Source organism: Paenarthrobacter nicotinovorans (assembly GCF_021919345.1).
GTDB lineage: Bacteria > Actinomycetota > Actinomycetes > Actinomycetales > Micrococcaceae > Arthrobacter > Arthrobacter nicotinovorans.
Map to the genome: position 1 here is coordinate 3,229,483 of NZ_CP089293.1, position 16,207 is coordinate 3,245,689.

Genomic DNA, 16,207 nt, shown 5'->3' on the forward strand with positions numbered 1-16,207 from the left:
TGGGTGTCGCCCTCCCGTTTCCGGTTCGCCTACGAATTTGGGTGGCCTGCAGAAGCACGACGACGGCGGGGAACCCCGGCTGACTCAAGCACGCGTTCCAGCTTGCTCACCGTCAGGTCGCTCCACACCAGCCGGAACACTCTTCGGCCGGCGGCGCGTATGGCGTCTTCGCGGGCCTTCTCTTCGATCACGACCTGCGAAGGCGTACGTCCCTGCAAGTACTCCGGCTTCATGTACTTTTCGCGGCCGTCGAATTCTCCAACCAACCCAAGCCCCTCCCAGTAGTAGTCCGTGTACACGGTTCCCCTTGAGGTGTTCACCGCATACTGCAGCAAAGGAGTCTCGAATCCGAGGACGTGCATCAAGCCGCGGGCATAGGATTCGCCGGGTGAACCGGAGTTTCCGGCACCAAACTTTACCGCCGCTGTGATTCGCTTGGCCGCTGCTTTGGAGTAAGTCCCGCTGATGCCGTCCAAGAGTTGCTCCTTGGTCACAGGCTGGGCGTTTCGCTTTCTGTTCAGCAGGAAATCCACCGGGACAACGGCCTCGGCAAACGGAACCGACGCGGCGATGTCCAGTACGGTCCGAATCCTGTCTGTGACCAGGAAGCCGTTGACTTCCTGGGCCCGCTCGCTTCCTGCGGCTACCAAGTGGCGTCTCACCCCCGCACGCGAACGGCCTCCTCCGGTGTAAGTCGTCAGGGCATGAACAGGCTGGTGGCGCAGGATAGTGGGGATTCCGTGAATCGACGCCGCCGAGTGGTGCGAGAAGATGGTCGAAGCCGCTAAGCACTCGGCTGCCGCTTCCACGCTCAGGGCGTACCGCTCCCAGCTCTCCAGCTTCTGCCATTGAGGGGCATCGACGTAGACACCGTGCCTGATGCGCACGAGCTTCCCGGCCTTTGCATCCATGGACAATGGCCTGGAATTGCCTCCGAGGATGGACAGGTCCTTGGCGAGAATGAGTTTGGGGAGCCTTCGCATTCCAACAGTCTTCGTGGGACGCTTCTGCGGTACGAGGGCAGAGTTGGCCTATGTGGACAACCCACCGCTCGCCACGCAAACTGCTGAGTGCCCGGAAAACGGACTGACGACACCCAAATTTGGGTGGCCCCCGTCAGTGTCTGTGGCCTGCCTCAGTTTCCGTGGCCCACGGCGGCGTTGATGGCTTCCTTGATCCGGGCATGGAGTCCGCGCAGACCCGCCCTGTCCACGCGTACCTCCACGATGGTGCGACCCTTCAAGGGCGACTTGAGTGCGTCGGCGAGTTCCGCCGTCGTACTTACTGCTTGGTGCCCGACGCCGTACGCCGCCGCGAGTGCCGCGATGTCCACTGAGTGCGGGGTACCGAAGAGGCGTTCGACGGCGGTGCCGTAGGCGCCTGAGTCTTCCACGGCGCCGTGTTCGAGGAGGGCGAAGATGGCGCCACCGGAGTCGTTGAGCACCACGATGCGGAGGTCGGGCACCGGCTCACCGTGGCCCAGGAGCAGGCCCCCGGCGTCGTGCAGGAAGGTGACATCGCCCAGGAGGACGGTGGTTTCGCGTCCACTGCCAAGTGCGATTCCGGTAGCTGTGGCGATGGTGCCGTCGATGCCGGCGAGGCCACGGTTGGCGTACACGGTGGCGATCGGGCCCTGATGCGGTTGGCCTGCGAGGTCCACGTCGCGGATGCCGTTGGAGGAGCCGAGGACGAGTTGGCCGCGGGAGTGTTCCCAAACGGCGGCTCCTACGGACGGGCCGTTGGCAAGGCTCTCCGCCGCGAGCACGCCATCCAGTGCATGTTGGGCCGCGGCGCCGGCGAGAAGCCAGGTATCGAGCCATTCAGTCGGGCCGCGGCCGGCGAAAGCGGCCAGTTCCGGGAGGGTTTCGATGGGCGTTTCGCGGCGTCGGCCAGCGTCGTACCAAGCGACCGGGACAGGCTGGTAGATCGCAGATGACACCGATTCGCGGGCCAGGAGTGCTGCAACGGGGCGGGACAGGGTGGCCCGGCCGAAAAGGACAACGCGCTCGATGGGAGCGGGTGAACCGGGACCAAAGTGCTCCAGCAGCACGCGATACGGACCAACGGCATTGGGGCCGAAGCGGGCGTTCGAGGACGGCTCTGCCAGCAAGGGAAGGCCGTGAGCCCGGGCGAAGGCCTCCGCCACCGGTCCGGCATCATGGCCAGCGAGGACCACGGTCCGTCGCTCGGCAAGTTCGCTGGATGCTGCCGGAAGCTCCAAAGCCCGCGGTCCGGCGTCGTAATGGAACACGCCGTGTCCCTGCGTATCCGGCAGGGCATCCCCGGTCTCGGGCGTCAGCGGATCGCGGAAGGCGATGTTCACCTGGACCGGACCTGGCGGCGTGTCCTCCAGCGCACCGGTGGCTGCATACAGTGCAGTGGCAACTGCCTTCTGCGGGTTGTCCCCCGCGGCGACGTCGACGGCGAAGCGCACGTGATCGCCGAAAAGGTCCAGTTGGATGGTGGTTTGGTTCGCCCCGGTACCGTGCAGTTCCTCGGGACGGTCGGCGGAAATGACCACCACGGGAACGGCCGAGTGGTTGGCCTCCATCACAGAGGGAAGGAGGTTCCCCACGGCTGTGCCCGAGGTAGTCAGGACCGCGACCGGGGCTTCCGTGGAGAGCGCCAGGCCCAGGGCGGTGAAGCCGGCGTCCCGCTCGTCGATCCTGACATGAAGGCGGACCCGCCCCGCGGCTTCTGCCTCGGCGAGGGCGTAGGCCATGGGCGCCGACCGCGAACCGGGGGCCACCACCGCGTGCCGCACGCCGCCGTCGAGCAATGCAGTAACGGCGATCCGGGCGGCGGCGATGGAAGTCAGAGAGTCCTGTGAAGTCACCGCTCCAGTCTATTGGGGGCTGCAGTCCCCCCAACGCGCACTCACATCCCGGGCGCTTCCCCCACCCCCCACTCACAACCCGGCCCCTTCACCCACACCCTCACTCACAACCCGGCCCCTTCACCCACACCCTCACTCACGCCACGCGCCCTTCCCACCAGCCCTCACTCGCATTCCAGGTGCTTCCCACCAAACGCTTGCTCACTCCCCGCGCCCTTCCTACCAAACGCTTGCTCACGCCCCGCGCCCTTCCCACCAACCCTCACTCACATTCCAGACGCTTCCCACCAAACGCTTGCTCACGCCCCGCGCCCTTCCCACCAACCCTCACTCACAACCCGTGCGCTTCCCCCTCTCCCTCACTCACAACCCGTGCGTTTCCCCCAAACGCTTGCTCACTCCCCGTGCCCTTCCCACCAAACGCTTGCTCACGCCCCGGGTGTTTGGCGGGACCTTCGTTGACGTCCCAATGGGGCTGTCGGAATAGCGGTGGATCCGTGGTTATCGGGAACCAAGAGCAAGCGTCCGAACCAAACCCAAGGGATGTGAACAAGCGTCCGAACCAAACCCGAGGAACATGACCGAGCGTCGGGATCAAACCCAAGGGATGTGAGCAAGCGTCCGAACCAAACCCAAGGGATGTGAGCAAGCGTCCGAACCAAACCCGAGGGATGTGAGCGACCGATCGAATCAAACCCGAGGGATGTGAGCAAGCGTCGGGACCAAACACCCGGGACGTGAGCAAGCGTTGGGGGGTGCAGAAACGCTCCCCTACCTCCAGGAGGTAAGGGAGCGTTTCGGGGTTTCAGTTACTTGCGGAACACCTGCACGATCGAAGGGCGGGGTGCCCGAACCGCGCCGGCGGCCGGGGTGGCTCCGGCCGGAACGTAGTCCGGGAAGTATGAGTGGGGCGCGTCGAACGTGCCTTCCTCACCCGGGTGCTGGACCGCGACAAACACGGTGCGCTCTTCGTCGTGGACGATCGGGCCACACGTTTCGGCGTCGCGGGGAACGGCCAGGAACTGCTCTACCTTGCCGCGCTCCGGACCTTCCAAGGTGACCTTGAACAAACCATCGTTGTAGCCGATGGTGGACGGGGCGCCGTCGGTGGAAATCCAAAGGTTGCCGACGGAGTCGAACGCTACGTTATCCGGGCAAGAAATCGGCGACACCTTGTTGGCCGGGAATCCGGAGAAGTACGTGGAGTTGTTCTTGGCGGGATCACCGGCCACCAGCAGCAGGGTCCAGTTGAACTTGGTGCCGGTCTGCTCCTTGCCCTCGGTGATCTCGACGATGTGGCCATCCCGGTTGAGGGTGCGCGGGTTGACCTCGGTCGCCCCTTCCTTGCCTGCCTTGCCGCGGTCCGAGTTGTTGGTGCAGGCCACGTAGACCTTGCCGGTGCGCAGGTTGGGCTGAACGTCTTCGCAACGGTCCATTTTGGTGGGGCCGACTTTGTCAGCTGCCGGTCGCGTGTACACCAAAACTTCTGCCACGGACATACCGGGAACTGCTGAGGCGCCGCCGACAACCAAGGGCAACCATTCGCCCGAACCATCGAAGGCTCCGTCGGCGGGGACCTTGCCGGTGCCATCAATCTCGGCCGCAGGCGAGTCGCCCGTGAAGCGGGCGACATACAGGTCGCCTTCGGAGAGCAGGCTCATGTTGTTCTTGCGTGCTGCCTTGGAGTCACCCGCTTGGTACTTGCCCTTGGAGACAAACTTGTAGAGGTAGTCGAAGCGCTCGTCGTCGCCCATGTAGGCAACAACGCGGCCGTCCGGAGCAAGAATGACGTTGGCGCCCTCGTGCTTGAAGCGGCCCATGGCGGAGTGCTTCCTCGGTGTGGAGGTGGGGTCGAACGGATCAACTTCCACGATCCAGCCGAAGCGGTTGCTTTCGTTGGCGTAGCCGGAATTGCGGGTGTCGAAACGCGGCTCGTCGAGCTCCCACTGGCGGGTGGTTGGCTTCGAGGACAGGCCGTAGCGCTTGTCCGCGTCGCTGGTTCCAGGTGTCGCAAAGTAGCCGTTGAAGTTTTCCTCGCCGGAGAGGATGGTGCCCCACGGCGTGGTGCCACCGGAGCAGTTGCCCAGGGTGCCCTTGATCCAGCGGCCCGCGGGATCATCAATGGTCTTGACGAGGTTGGTACCGGCGGCGGGACCGGTCAGTTCGTACACAGTTTCGGTGAGGAAGCGCCGGTTCAGGGCAGCACCCTGGACGTAGCTCCACGGCTTGTTCTTGTTGTTGCGCTCGAGCTCCACGACGGCCAGGCCGTGGGCGGCCCGGCCGATGGCACGGGCTTCTGCTGCGTCGAAGCCGACCGGCAGCATGATGTTCTCGTTCGTGTACTCGTGGTTGGTGAAGAGAACGGCACGGCGGTCCTTGGAGCCAGGGATCGGCAGGATGTCCGTGTAGTCGTTGTTGTAACCAAACTGACGGGCCTGGGCGGCAGCTGTCTGTTTGGTGATATCGAAAGCCGGTGAGTCGGCGAACAGCGGGTCTCCCCATCGGATGATGGGGTTCCAGCCGAAGCCCTCGGGAACGGTGAAAGCGTCGACGGCGGCGTCGACCGGCTTGATGGCCGTGAACTGAAGCTTGGACTTCTCGAAGCCCTTCTTGGCCGCGTTGGACAGTCCGTTGCCCGAATCGGCGACTGCAGAGTCAGCACCGGTTACGGCACCACCAAGAACGACGGCGAGCGCACCTGCCGCGCCGAGGCCCAGGGCGGCGCGGCGGGACATGGCCGTGGAGGCGATGTCCCGGAAGTAGCCGTTGGCGCTGGTGTTGCAGACATCGCCGGCACAGGCATTGTCACACTTGAGTGCGCAGGTTACGGCGCTGCGCTTGCCTTTGGTGTGGCCGAGCATGGGGAGCAGCGGAAACGTGCGTCCGGTGGTTTCAGACATGGGGGACCTTCCAGAGTGTGTACGAGGTTCCCGCTGAGCCTTTCAGCGGAATCCAAAGCTGAGAGGTCCCTCCGGTTAAGACTCGGTGAACAAACGGTGCTGGTTCCCGGCAAGGACGGAGTGGACGCGTCGCAGGCGGTCCAGCCACCAGTCCCGGCGCTCCGCCGAAGCTGCGTACTGCTCAAGCAGCCCGGTATCCGCGGCCGTGTCCCGCAAGCGGATGGCGCCGTCGTCGGCCACCAGGGGATCCACGGTGATGTCCGACGCGAACAGCGAAACGGTGCCCAAACCGCAGGCGTACGGCAGCGACGGAAGGGCAGCCGCGAGGGCAAGGCCCGCCCGGATACCTACGGAGGTGTCGATTGCGGAACTGACGACGGCGGGCAGCCCGGCTTGCTGGACAATGTCCAAGGCGCGGCGTACTCCTCCGAGTGGGGCAACCTTGACCACGATGAGGTCGGCGGCGCCGGCCCGTGCCACGCGCAGGGGATCATCTTCCTTGCGAACACTCTCGTCCGCGGCGATGAGGACCGGTGTTCCCGCCGAAGAAAGCCTGCGGCGGACTTCCGCCAGGCCGTCAATGGTCGGCACGGGTTGTTCTGCATACTCCAAGCCGACAGCTGATAGCTTCCCCAGCGCGTCCACTGCCTGGTCCACGTCCCAGCCCCCGTTGGCGTCCACCCGGATGGCGGCATCGGGAAGGGCCTCGCGCACGGCAACTACCCGCGCCAGGTCATCGGCGAGTTGCTGTCCTTTTTCAGCGACTTTGATCTTGACTGCATCTACGCGACCGAACCGGGCGAGTACCTCCGGGACGCGGTCAGCCGAAACCGCGGGGACCGTCGCGTTCACCGGTATTGCGTCCCGCAACGCTTCCGGGAACCCAAGCCAGCCCGCTTCCAAGGCGGCCGCCAACCAGCGGGAGGATTCGTCGTCGTCGTATTCCGGGAAAGGGCAGAACTCTCCCCAGCCGAGCGGTCCGCGCAACAGGAGGGTCTCGCGCTCCATGATGCCGCGGAACTTCACGCGCATGGGCAACGAGACGACGTAGGCGGAATCGAGAAGTTCTTGGAGATCAGGAAGGCGAACAGGCATAGTGCCACTGTACCGGCGGCCTTTTCGGCCCAGGACAAGCCGAACGGGCTATGTGGACAACTACTCCGACCAGTACCCGCGCACTTCTTCCCGTGCCGTTGCCAACCGTTCACCGGGAACTGTCAAGGTGCTTTCGGCCAACCCTTGGTTATCCCACTTTGCAACGATTTTCAGCTCCCCCTCTGCAGGCAACGGCCACAGCCAATACCGTGCAGAGCCTTCTGCCTGCTGATCCCCGGCACTGCCGCCGGCACCTCCCCATTCCACGAGAACCGGCCCCGTAACCTCTTCGGAACCTTCGAACATGGATGGCCTTGTTGCCCCGGCAAACGCCTTGCGCCCGTCCGGGAGCCCTGCCCCGATCATGATTCCCGGCAGCCCGGGCCGCTGGAAGCTCCGTTCCATGACGTCCCGCCACTCCTGGTCGGATTCGTTTGAGCGCCGAACACACCATACGAGGTCCAAGAGGCATCCCGTAGAGAAGACTTCCACCATTTTCAGGGCCACCACCGCGTTGGCACCGCGGAGTACAAAGCCGCCGGGGGACACTACACCGGGCAGTTCGCCCGACGGCGGCCCCGACCATTCCGGCTGAGCCGGCTGTGTCAGGGGTTGCCGGACAGGGGGCTCGGGGAGGTCGTCAAAGAAGCTCATTATTCATGCTTACACCGCCACATAACCTCTGGGGAAGGTCGCCTGATAACCGAGAGACGGCAACCGCGATATTCTCGAAGTCACAACACAACGTGGGGGAAACATGACTCAATCAATGCCCGGTTCCACAACTCCTGCCGGCTGGTACCCCGACCCTTCGGACCCGAGGTTCGTGCGCTGGTGGGACGGCACTGCGTGGACTGCCCAGCAGGCTCCGCGCACCATGCAGTACCAGGCGCCGGTTCCTCAGCCACGTCCGCAGATAAGTGCGCAAACTCCTGTGTACAACCCTTTCATTTGGGTCATCACGTTCCTGCCGCTTGTCTCGGTCATTTTCATGCTGACCTGGCAGCCGGAATTCAGGATGATCACCACCCGGCAGGGCGTCACTACCGTTGATCCCTTCTCCATTTACACCCCGGCGTACTTCCTGCTCATGGGGTCGGGCTTCGTCTCCTACGGACTGTCGGTGTTCTTCGCGTACCTGGACCGTCAGCGCCTGCTGAAGTCCGGCGTCGAGCGTCCTTTCCATTGGGCTTGGGCGTTCCTCAATTCCGTTGTTTACGTGATTGGCCGTTCGGTCATCGTCAATAAGGTCGCCCCCAAGAGAGGCTTGTGGCCGATCTGGGCAACCATTGCCGTGTTCGTGATCAGCTTGGTGGTATCGGGCATCTGGATGTCCAACTTCATGCAGTCGATGTACTCGCAGTTCGGATACTCGGTCACCACGTGACGGCGGCGCCGGGATGGTATCCCGACCCGGCTGATCCCCGCTGTTTGCGGTGGTGGAACGGCACCGGTTGGACGGACCGCGTGGGACCGCCCGCTTTCCAACCGACGCCCGCCCAACGCCCGTTGCTTGGCAAAGACCAGGGCGTTGAGAACCCTTTCGTCTGGCTCATCGCCTGCCTGCCTTTCGGCCTGGGCGCCTTGATGCTGTCGTGGAGTGTGGAGGTCCGTCCGTACATTAACAGCAGCGGCTATGCCTCCATCGATCCCGGCTACGTCTTCTCAACGACCTACTTCCTGATCCTGATCGCGCTGGCCGTTACCTACTGTGCAACCGTGCTGCTCGCTGCCTTTGACTACAGATGGCTTGCCCGCCGCGGCGTCGTGCGCCCTTTCCCTTGGGCGTGGTCGTTTCTTGGCGGAGTGCCCTATGTCATCGGCAGGGCGGTGATCCTCCACAAGGTGGGCCCACGCCGTGGACGCTGGCCAATCGCAGTCATCGTTGCAGCGTGGGGTCTCTACTTGGTTGCAGGTGCCCTCAAATCGCTCTCTTTCATGCAGGCTGTTTTCTCAGAACTGGGCTACCCAACCTGACAGACCGCACCCTCACACGCGTTAGGTAGACTGCTGAGTAACCGGCAGGAGAGGAAGCCCATGAACCGCAAGGCCACCGCACTGGACGTCGCCAAGAGGGCGGGGGTTTCCAGGAGCGCGGTCTCGCTGGTGCTCAACGGGCGCGGTGACGGGAACGTGGCCAAGGAGAGCCAGGACCGCATCCGACAGGCCGCCAAGGAGCTGAACTACTCCCCCAACGCCATCGCGCTGAGCCTCCGGAACCAGCGGTCCAGGGTTATCGGCATCCTGTCCGACGAAGTAGTGGTGAGCCCGTTCGACGGCAACATCATCGGCGGGGCGGACGACATCGCCCGCAGCCGTGGATTCGTAACTCTCGTCATGGACACCGAGCGCGATACTGCCCGGGATGCGAGCGCAATCGAGACGCTTCTGGACCGGCAGGTGGACGGCCTCATGTACGTCACTGTCGGCCTGAAACCGATCGAGATCCCGCAGGGGATGCTCCGCATACCGTCCGTGCTGGCCAATTGCTATGACGAACATCCGCAACCGCAGCTCCACCACGTCATTCCCGACGAGATCACCGGCGGCAGGGAGGCCACGGAGCATCTGCTGCAATGGGGGCACCGGGACATCGCGCTGCTCGCCGGCTCCGAGGATTCTCCCGCAGCACCGCTCCGCGTCCAGGGATACCGGGATGCCCACGCCTTGGCCGGAGTTCCGTTCCGCGACGAGCGGGTCTTCATGGCGGGATGGGACATCGATGCCGGTTACCACGGCGCAATGAAACTGCTCGACGGCGTGTCCCCGGCTGATCGCCCGACGGCCATCATGTGCGCAAATGACCGCTTGGCTGTCGGCGTCGCCCTCGCCGCGGCCCGTTTGGGCCTAAGTGTCCCCCGGGACTTGTCCATCATGGGCTACGACGACGAAGCCCGCATCGCGGACACCATGGTCCCGGCCCTCACCACCATGGCCCTGCCGTTGCGTGAAATCGGCCGCGCGGCCATGACCACCCTGCTGGACACCATCGAGGGCGGTGAAGGCACGACGGCGGCACGCACCATGGAGACGATGGTCCCCTGCCGCTTGGTGGTGCGTGAGTCGACCGGCCCGGCACCACACTGAGCTGAACAATGAGGCCCGTGCATTGCGAGGCCCAACAATGCGGGGCCCGATCTGCGCCCCAAAAGACAGGGATAGACCGCAGACCGGGCCCCGCAATGTGAAGGATTACTTGGCGGGCAGCGCCAGCTCCCAGACCTCGGCAGTCGCGCCGTCGGGGAAGTTGAGGGTCCAGCCTTCCCCTGGAGCCGGGTAGGCCCGGAGGGTGGTGGCCACGGTCCCGGACTGGTACACCTCCACCAGGGATGCATCGATGAAGATCCGCAGCTCCCCGGCCAAGGGACCTGAGTAGACCACCTGTGCGTTATCCCCTGAACCAAGGACCAACTGCACCTCCCCCAAAGAACCAGCCCCCAAAGACCCGGCCCCGGCCACCGAAGACCCAGCCACCGAAGACCCGGAATCAGACACAGCACCTCGAACCAGCACCTCGGCGAACCCCGGAAGCGCCACGGGTCCGCCAGCACCGGAAGCCACGGCAGTGCCCCGGTAAGCCTCAACCTCGGGCGCAGGAGTGATTGCCAGCGCGCCGTCAACCACCGACACGACGCGAGGATGCGTCAGGACACCCGACCACCCGGCGTCGTCGATTTCTTCCTGGGTGCGGCCACGCCGGCCGTCGCGTCCGGGGCCTTCGTTGGCCCATCCCCACAAGAGAGCCGCAGGCGCAGAATCAGCGGAACCGTACTGGAGCTGCATGATCTGCGGAGCGTAGAAGTCCCGGCCGAGATCGGACTTGCCGCCGGACACGGGTGCGAAAACGGGCAAATCGGTGTCGGGATCCGAGGTCATGGAACCGATCAGGTGGCCCACGCCGTTCGCGTGCTCGTGGTCGTCCCCGGAGAGCCACAACGAGAACATCATGACCCATGCGGAGCCACCCGAAGATGCGGGTACCTGCACCAGCTGCGGGCATTCCCAGATCTCAGCCGGTGTGTGGACAGCCGCTACGGGGTCAGCCGTGGTCAGCCAAATCCCCTGGTACTTCCAGTCGTCCAGGGACTCCACCGTGTAGAGCAGCAAGGCGGCCCGACCGTCTGCCAGTCCGGCTCCCTGCATGGCGTAGCGGGCACCGTTGAAGTGGAAGATAAACGGGTCGCGGACGGCGGTAACCAGCGGGTCGGAAGGCATGGACACGGCAACGTGCCCGTCCTGCTCCCACGTGACCAGATCCGAGGAGCCGCGCGCGATCACAACTTGCGAATGCCCTCCGTGGTCCTGAACGCCCGAGTAGGCTGCGGTGGGCACTCCTTCGTCGGACGTCACCACGCCGGTCCAGCACCCGGCGGAGTCCGGTCCACCGGCCTGGGGAACGAGTGCAACCGGGTGCTCTTCCCAGCGGATTAGGTCCGGGGAGCTGACATGTCCCCACTGGATCTGCTGGTGCCGGGCGGAGTCCGGGTTGTACTGGAAGAACACGTGGTAGCGGCCGTTGATGTAGCTGACGCCGTTGGGGTCGTTGATCCAGCCCTGCGCCGGCCGCGGGTGGAAGCGCGGGAACGCCGCATCCGGATGTGTCGTAGCTGAGGAGAGAGAGTCAAGGGCAAGGTCCGTCAACGGAACACCTTTCAGAGTGAGTGGGAAACTACTTGCCCGTGCCTGCGGTGAGCCCGTCCTGCAGCGCGCGCTGGCCGAACATGAACACCACCAGCGCGGGAATCATGGAGAGGACAACACCGGCAAGGACCACCGAAATGCTTCCGGTGCCGAGGTTGCCTTGGAGCGACACCAGTCCCAGCGGCAGGGTGAAGTTCTGCTCGGAGATGGTCATGATGAGGGGCCGGAAGAACTCGTTCCAGTGGAAGTTGAACGCCAGGATGCCCACGATCGCCAGGCCGGGCATGGCCAGCGGCGCGTAGACAGAGCGGAAGGTCCGCCATGGCGAGGCTCCGTCGATGGCAGCAGCTTCAGCGAGCTCACCCGGCAACCCCATGAAGTATTGGCGCATCAGGAAGGTGCCGAACGCCGTCGGGATGGCCGGAATAATCAGCGCCAGCAAGGTGTCGGAGAGACCTACTCCACGGATCAGCATGAAGACCGGCACGATCGTCACCTGCGCGGGCACCATCATGGTGGCCAGCACGATGGAGAAGAGCGCGCCGCGTCCCCGGAATTTCAGGTGTGCGAACGCGTAGCCTGCCAGGGCGGCTGTGATCATCTGCCCGACGGCGATCAGCCCGGTCACCAGGGCACTGTTCACTACCAGGGCCACGATGTTGAGCTGTTTGAACACTTGCTCGTAGGAGGTCAGGTCCGGGTTCAGCGGCAGGAATGCGGGCGGCAGCTTGAAGGATTCCGACGGCGGCCGCAGCGAGGTGGACAGCGTCCACAGCACGGGGCCCAGGACAAAGACGGACGCGATCAGCAAGACGACGACGCGTACGGCCACTGACCAATCGCGCTTCTTCCGCGTGACGACAGGCTCCGTGGTGGTGACACGTTCTTGAATGGTTGTCATGGCGGGCCTTACTGGTAGAAGACGAATCGTTTGCTGAGCCGGAACTGCGCGGCGGTGATGGCCATGATGATGAGCGTGAGGATCACGCCGATCGCCGAAGCCTGGCCGAACTCGAGGCGTTGGAACGCGGACTCGAAGATCACCATCACGGCTGTGCGCGTTGAGTCGCCGGGCCCGCCGCGGGTGAGGACGTAGGGCTGGTCGAACACTTGGAGTGCGTTGATGATGGCCATGACCGAGGCCACCAGGGTGGTGGGGCTCAGCAGGGGCAGGGTGACGAACCAGTGCTTGCGCCAACCCGTCGCGCCGTCAATGGAGGCGGCCTCGTACGTCTCCACGGGAATGGAAGCCAGACCGCCGATGAACAGCAGGAACGAGAACCCGAAGTTCTGCCACACGTACACAAGGATCACGACGGCGGCCGACCCGCCTGGCGTCGTCAGCCAAGGCACCGCAGGGATGCCGACGATGGACAGCAACCAGTTCACGACGCCGAACTGCTCGTTGAAGAGGTAGCGCATGAAGATCGACACCGAGGCCGCGGACAGGATCAGCGGGAAGAAGAATGCAGAGCGGAAGAACACCCGGAGCCAGGCCGGGAGCTTCTCCTGCACCATGATCGCCAGGCCGAGCGCCAGTCCCAGCTGGAGCGCCACCGCCACCACCACGAACACGATGGTGTTCAGGAACGAGACCCGGACGGTGGGGTCCTGGACTACCTCGGCAAAGTTGTCGAAGCCAACGAACGTCGGCGCGGAGATGATGTCCCAGCGGAAGAAGGCCAGCGCGATCGAAGCGACGATCGGGAGCAGGGTGAAGATGCCCATGCCCGCGATGGTCGGGGCCAGGAATGCCCACGGCAGCCAGCGCTGCTGCACACGGCCGCGCTTGGTCCCCTGTGCGTTCTTACGGGCCGCTTGCCGGCGGCCCGGCTCACTTCCCGTCCCCGTGGAGGTACTGGTTGCGGTACTCATGGCTGCCTCCTCAGGGCCAGTTCAAGGTCGCGCTGCATGGAGTTGAGAGCGTCCTTGAGTTGGCGCTCGTCGCCGCTGACAGCCAGGCTTACGTTTTTCATCAGGGCGGTCTCGACGGCGGCCTGCTGGGGTGGCGCCGGAATGGGACCTGTGGTGGGGAACTTGTCCAAGGTGTCGTAGAAGACCTTCCAGTTCCGTGGACCGGTTCCTGCATAGAGCTGCTCATTGACCATGGAGCGGCGGGCGGGGGTGGTGTTCGGCGTGGGGAACACGATCCGCATGGCCTCCAGGCTGGAGCTGAACTTCACCCATTCCCAGGCTGCGTCCTTGTCCTTGGCGGTCTTCATGATCGCGTAGCCTGCCGTGCCGAACTGGTGCCGCTGTGTCCGCCATTTCGGGAAGAACTGGACATCGAATTCGTCCTCTGTCATCCCCGCTTCATGGAGGCCTTGGACCCAATAGCCGCCTGCCGGCGTCGTACCTATCCTGTTGGAGGCGAAGAGGCCGATCAGTGCGCTTCCGCCGCCTTCCTCGGGCCGGACGCCAAGGCCGTCCTTGACCAGTCCACGGAGGTAGTCGAAGGATTCGAAGACCCGGGGATCGTCGGCGTTGGGTTCCAGCCATTGGTAGCCGCCGGAGCGGAGGCCGCGTGAGGGGTCGTTGGCGTAGAAGCCGTCCCACAGCCATTCGCCGCCCGCGGATTTGGTTTCCTTGAGGAAGCTGGTGTCGTTGGCGTAGAGCCACGGGACCACGCCGCCGAACAGGCGGTTGGTCCAGTAGTACGGTGTGAAGTCCTTGGGGTTGGCCTTCTTCATGGCCGCGAGGGTGGCCCGGAAGTCGGTGTGGGTCCAGTCGTCGGCCGGCCTGTCCAGCCCGGCCTGCCGGAGCGCGGTGGTGTTGTAGTACATGTTGGCCGCGTTCCAGTCGATGGGAAGCTGGAACAGGCTGCCTTTGTACATGAACGCTTCCACCAGGCTGGGGTGGACGTCCGCGAAGTACTCCTTCATGTGGTCGGCATCCCGGCGAAGGTACTCGTCAAGCGGGTGTGCCAACTTCTCGGCGAACAGCTGGGCGCCTTCGGTTGCGACGTAGACGACGTCCGGCGGAGTGCCTGCTGCCACCATGGTGAGGATCTTGGTGAAGAAGTCCTTCCAGTCCACTGCCTGGATGGCCTGGACCTTGACCTTGATTTCCGGGTGGACCTTTGCGAAGGCGTCGATGACCTTCTGGCGGGCTGCGGCGTCCGCGGCGGTGCCCATGATGGCGATGCTGAGGCTGTTGTCGCCCCGGCCTGGGATATCGGCCCCGGTCAGGCGCGGCCACGATGCCGCAGTGACCCCAACGATCCCGGCGCCGAGGGCTGTGAGGGCACTTCTACGTGTGAATTCGCGCAAAGCCCCATTGGTTCCCGACATGTAGATTTCCTTCCCTAACACGTGTTAGGAAGCGTATGACGAGCGCCTAACACGTGTCAAGTGTCACAGGAATGTTGCTTGTGTCTCACTAACCCCGCAACGCGCGGGAGGAGCTCACATGAGGCGCCCAGCGAATTGTGGCAGTCTAGTCAGAATGAGTTCCCAGCAATTCCGCACCAGCGGGAGGTCGAGCAAACGGCCGCTTCCAGCACGCGACGCAGGCGCAGGCACAGGCTTCCTCTTCTGCCTGGCCACGGCCGCAAGCATCGTGGGCCTCGTCGCGACGTACTACTTCTTTGTGCGCACCACGCCTGGACAGTTCATCGACGAGTCGGCACTGGTCGAAGCGACAGCCCTCAGCGGAACCGCCGGCCGTGCCTCCACGGAATTCCTGGACATGCTCCCCATGCTCTCGCTGGCAATAGCCACCATCATGGTGCTGTTCGTAACGGTGGCGCGCCGCCGCTGGAAGGCCGCGGGGATCGCCGTGGCTGCATGCGTCGCCGCCAACCTGGCCACCCAAATCCTCAAATTCTTCATCCCCGACCGGCCCGACCGCGGCGTACAGACACTGGAACTGAACTCGCTCCCGTCAGGGCACACCACCCTGGCCGCCTCCGCCGCGGCAGCCGTCTTCCTCATGGTGTCCCCACGCTGGCGTCCGCTGGCCGGTTTCCTCGGAAGTACCTTCGCGGTGGCCACCGGCGTCTCCACCCTCATCAACCAATGGCACCGCCCCGCCGACGTCATCGCCGCGTTCCTGGTGGTGGGCGCCGTGATGCTGCCGGCGGGATGGCTGGTCCTGCGGACAGGCAGCGCATGGAACGTGTGGAAGGGCTACGGCGAGCATTGGGCCGCCTCCCGGATCTGGGTCTGGCTCACCGTCGCCGCATTGCTGGCCGCCTTGATGGTGGCCGCCTATTCATTGCTCCAGGTGATGCCCGGACTCAGCGCGGACAGCACCATCGACTACTTCTGGGCGGGCACGGCCTTCATCGTGATCGCCGGATATCTTTCAGCGCTCGGCGGTACATGGCTGTTCGGTTTGGCGGCCCGCAAGGCCTGACCCCCGTAAGGCTTAAAACCCGACGACGGCGCCCGCCCACCGAACGGCTCAGCCCTCGACAGCTTCGCTGCGGGTCCGGTGGGCCTGTTCCCGGATGAAGGCGCGGTCCTCATCCGTAAGCACCGTGCCCCCGTGGCCATCTACGGCACCGCCCTCACCCGTCTGCCCCTTGATGATTGCCGTGACTGTCCGCGGCACGATGACACTGCCGGGATTATTGATGAGCCATTGCTGCGTTTCGGAAGAAAGCTGATTCCAAAATTCCCTGATGTGCATAGTGATCAGCGCTGCCATTCTTGATTGGTGGGATGTGGCGGGACCCTCAATGCACTGCCTCAAACTCGGGAAATTGGCCGGGCCCTCCCATCAAGGCTACGCC

At 64.3% G+C, this 16,207-nt stretch carries 14 protein-coding genes; 4 read left to right on the forward strand and 10 right to left on the reverse strand.

The features are described 5' to 3' along the window. Positions 1-29 precede the first annotated feature (29 nt). The 5 genes from JMY29_RS15025 to JMY29_RS15045 all read right to left on the reverse strand — a co-directional run bounded on the left by JMY29_RS15025 (position 30) and on the right by JMY29_RS15045 (position 7,485). A complete protein-coding gene (locus JMY29_RS15025; protein ID WP_189075313.1) occupies positions 30-983 on the reverse strand; it encodes a hypothetical protein in 954 nt (317 codons plus the stop codon). Between the two features lie 152 nt (positions 984-1,135). Continuing rightward, on the reverse strand, positions 1,136-2,836 hold the full coding sequence (gene menD / locus JMY29_RS15030) for a 2-succinyl-5-enolpyruvyl-6-hydroxy-3-cyclohexene-1-carboxylic-acid synthase (protein WP_189075314.1): 1,701 nt from the start codon (positions 2,834-2,836) through the stop codon (positions 1,136-1,138). An 809-nt stretch (positions 2,837-3,645) separates the two neighbouring features. Beyond that, the gene (locus JMY29_RS15035; protein ID WP_189075315.1) at positions 3,646-5,736 is read right to left on the reverse strand and encodes a PhoX family protein; all 2,091 of its coding nucleotides are present in this window, start codon (positions 5,734-5,736) and stop codon (positions 3,646-3,648) included. 75 nt (positions 5,737-5,811) lie between these two features. After that, positions 5,812-6,831 carry an o-succinylbenzoate synthase gene (locus tag JMY29_RS15040; RefSeq protein ID WP_189075316.1) on the reverse strand — a complete coding sequence of 340 codons (1,020 nt, stop codon included), beginning with the start codon at positions 6,829-6,831 and terminating at the stop codon, positions 5,812-5,814. Positions 6,832-6,891: 60 nt separating this feature from the next. Then, positions 6,892-7,485 carry a hypothetical protein gene (locus JMY29_RS15045; protein WP_055971462.1) on the reverse strand — a complete coding sequence of 198 codons (594 nt, stop codon included), beginning with the start codon at positions 7,483-7,485 and terminating at the stop codon, positions 6,892-6,894. Positions 7,486-7,588: 103 nt separating this feature from the next. On the opposite strand from JMY29_RS15045, the gene JMY29_RS15050 reads away from it, so the two are divergent. Genes JMY29_RS15050 through JMY29_RS15060 form a run of 3 tightly spaced genes read left to right on the forward strand, consistent with a single transcriptional unit; the run spans position 7,589 to position 9,918 of the window. Further along, entirely contained in the window at positions 7,589-8,218 is a 630-nt protein-coding gene (locus JMY29_RS15050) for a DUF2510 domain-containing protein (protein WP_026267033.1), read from the forward strand. Further along, complete coding sequence (locus JMY29_RS15055; RefSeq protein ID WP_189075317.1) at positions 8,215-8,808, forward strand: DUF2510 domain-containing protein; 594 nt, start codon at positions 8,215-8,217, stop codon at positions 8,806-8,808. The genes JMY29_RS15050 and JMY29_RS15055 overlap by 4 nt, the downstream gene beginning before the upstream one ends. 60 nt (positions 8,809-8,868) lie before the next feature. After that, on the forward strand, positions 8,869-9,918 hold the full coding sequence (locus JMY29_RS15060) for a LacI family DNA-binding transcriptional regulator (protein WP_055971451.1): 1,050 nt from the start codon (positions 8,869-8,871) through the stop codon (positions 9,916-9,918). Positions 9,919-10,023: 105 nt separating this feature from the next. On the opposite strand, the gene JMY29_RS15065 is transcribed toward JMY29_RS15060, so the two are convergent. The 4 genes from JMY29_RS15065 to JMY29_RS15080 are packed head-to-tail and all read right to left on the reverse strand — an operon-like array spanning position 10,024 to position 14,762. Then, positions 10,024-11,472 carry a glycoside hydrolase family 32 protein gene (locus JMY29_RS15065; RefSeq protein WP_189075318.1) on the reverse strand — a complete coding sequence of 483 codons (1,449 nt, stop codon included), beginning with the start codon at positions 11,470-11,472 and terminating at the stop codon, positions 10,024-10,026. A 28-nt stretch (positions 11,473-11,500) separates the two neighbouring features. Beyond that, positions 11,501-12,373 (reverse strand): carbohydrate ABC transporter permease, encoded by an 873-nt coding sequence (locus tag JMY29_RS15070; protein ID WP_018776851.1) that lies wholly within the window; start codon positions 12,371-12,373, stop codon positions 11,501-11,503. A gap of 8 nt (positions 12,374-12,381) precedes the next feature. After that, positions 12,382-13,347, reverse strand: coding sequence for a carbohydrate ABC transporter permease (locus JMY29_RS15075; RefSeq protein WP_082010223.1), 966 nt, complete (start codon positions 13,345-13,347; stop codon positions 12,382-12,384). Next, entirely contained in the window at positions 13,344-14,762 is a 1,419-nt protein-coding gene (locus JMY29_RS15080) for an ABC transporter substrate-binding protein (RefSeq protein ID WP_018776853.1), read from the reverse strand. Before JMY29_RS15080 ends, JMY29_RS15075 begins: the two co-directional genes overlap by 4 nt. Before the next feature lie 154 nt (positions 14,763-14,916). Here JMY29_RS15080 and JMY29_RS15085 point away from each other — a divergent pair, with 154 nt between their 5' ends. Beyond that, positions 14,917-15,828, forward strand: coding sequence for a phosphatase PAP2 family protein (locus JMY29_RS15085; RefSeq protein ID WP_189075319.1), 912 nt, complete (start codon positions 14,917-14,919; stop codon positions 15,826-15,828). 48 nt (positions 15,829-15,876) lie between these two features. Here JMY29_RS15085 and JMY29_RS15090 read toward each other — a convergent pair whose 3' ends face one another. Further along, positions 15,877-16,122: a hypothetical protein gene (locus JMY29_RS15090; protein ID WP_189075320.1), complete on the reverse strand. Its 246-nt coding sequence runs from the start codon at positions 16,120-16,122 to the stop codon at positions 15,877-15,879. Between the last annotated feature and the right edge of the window lie 85 nt (positions 16,123-16,207).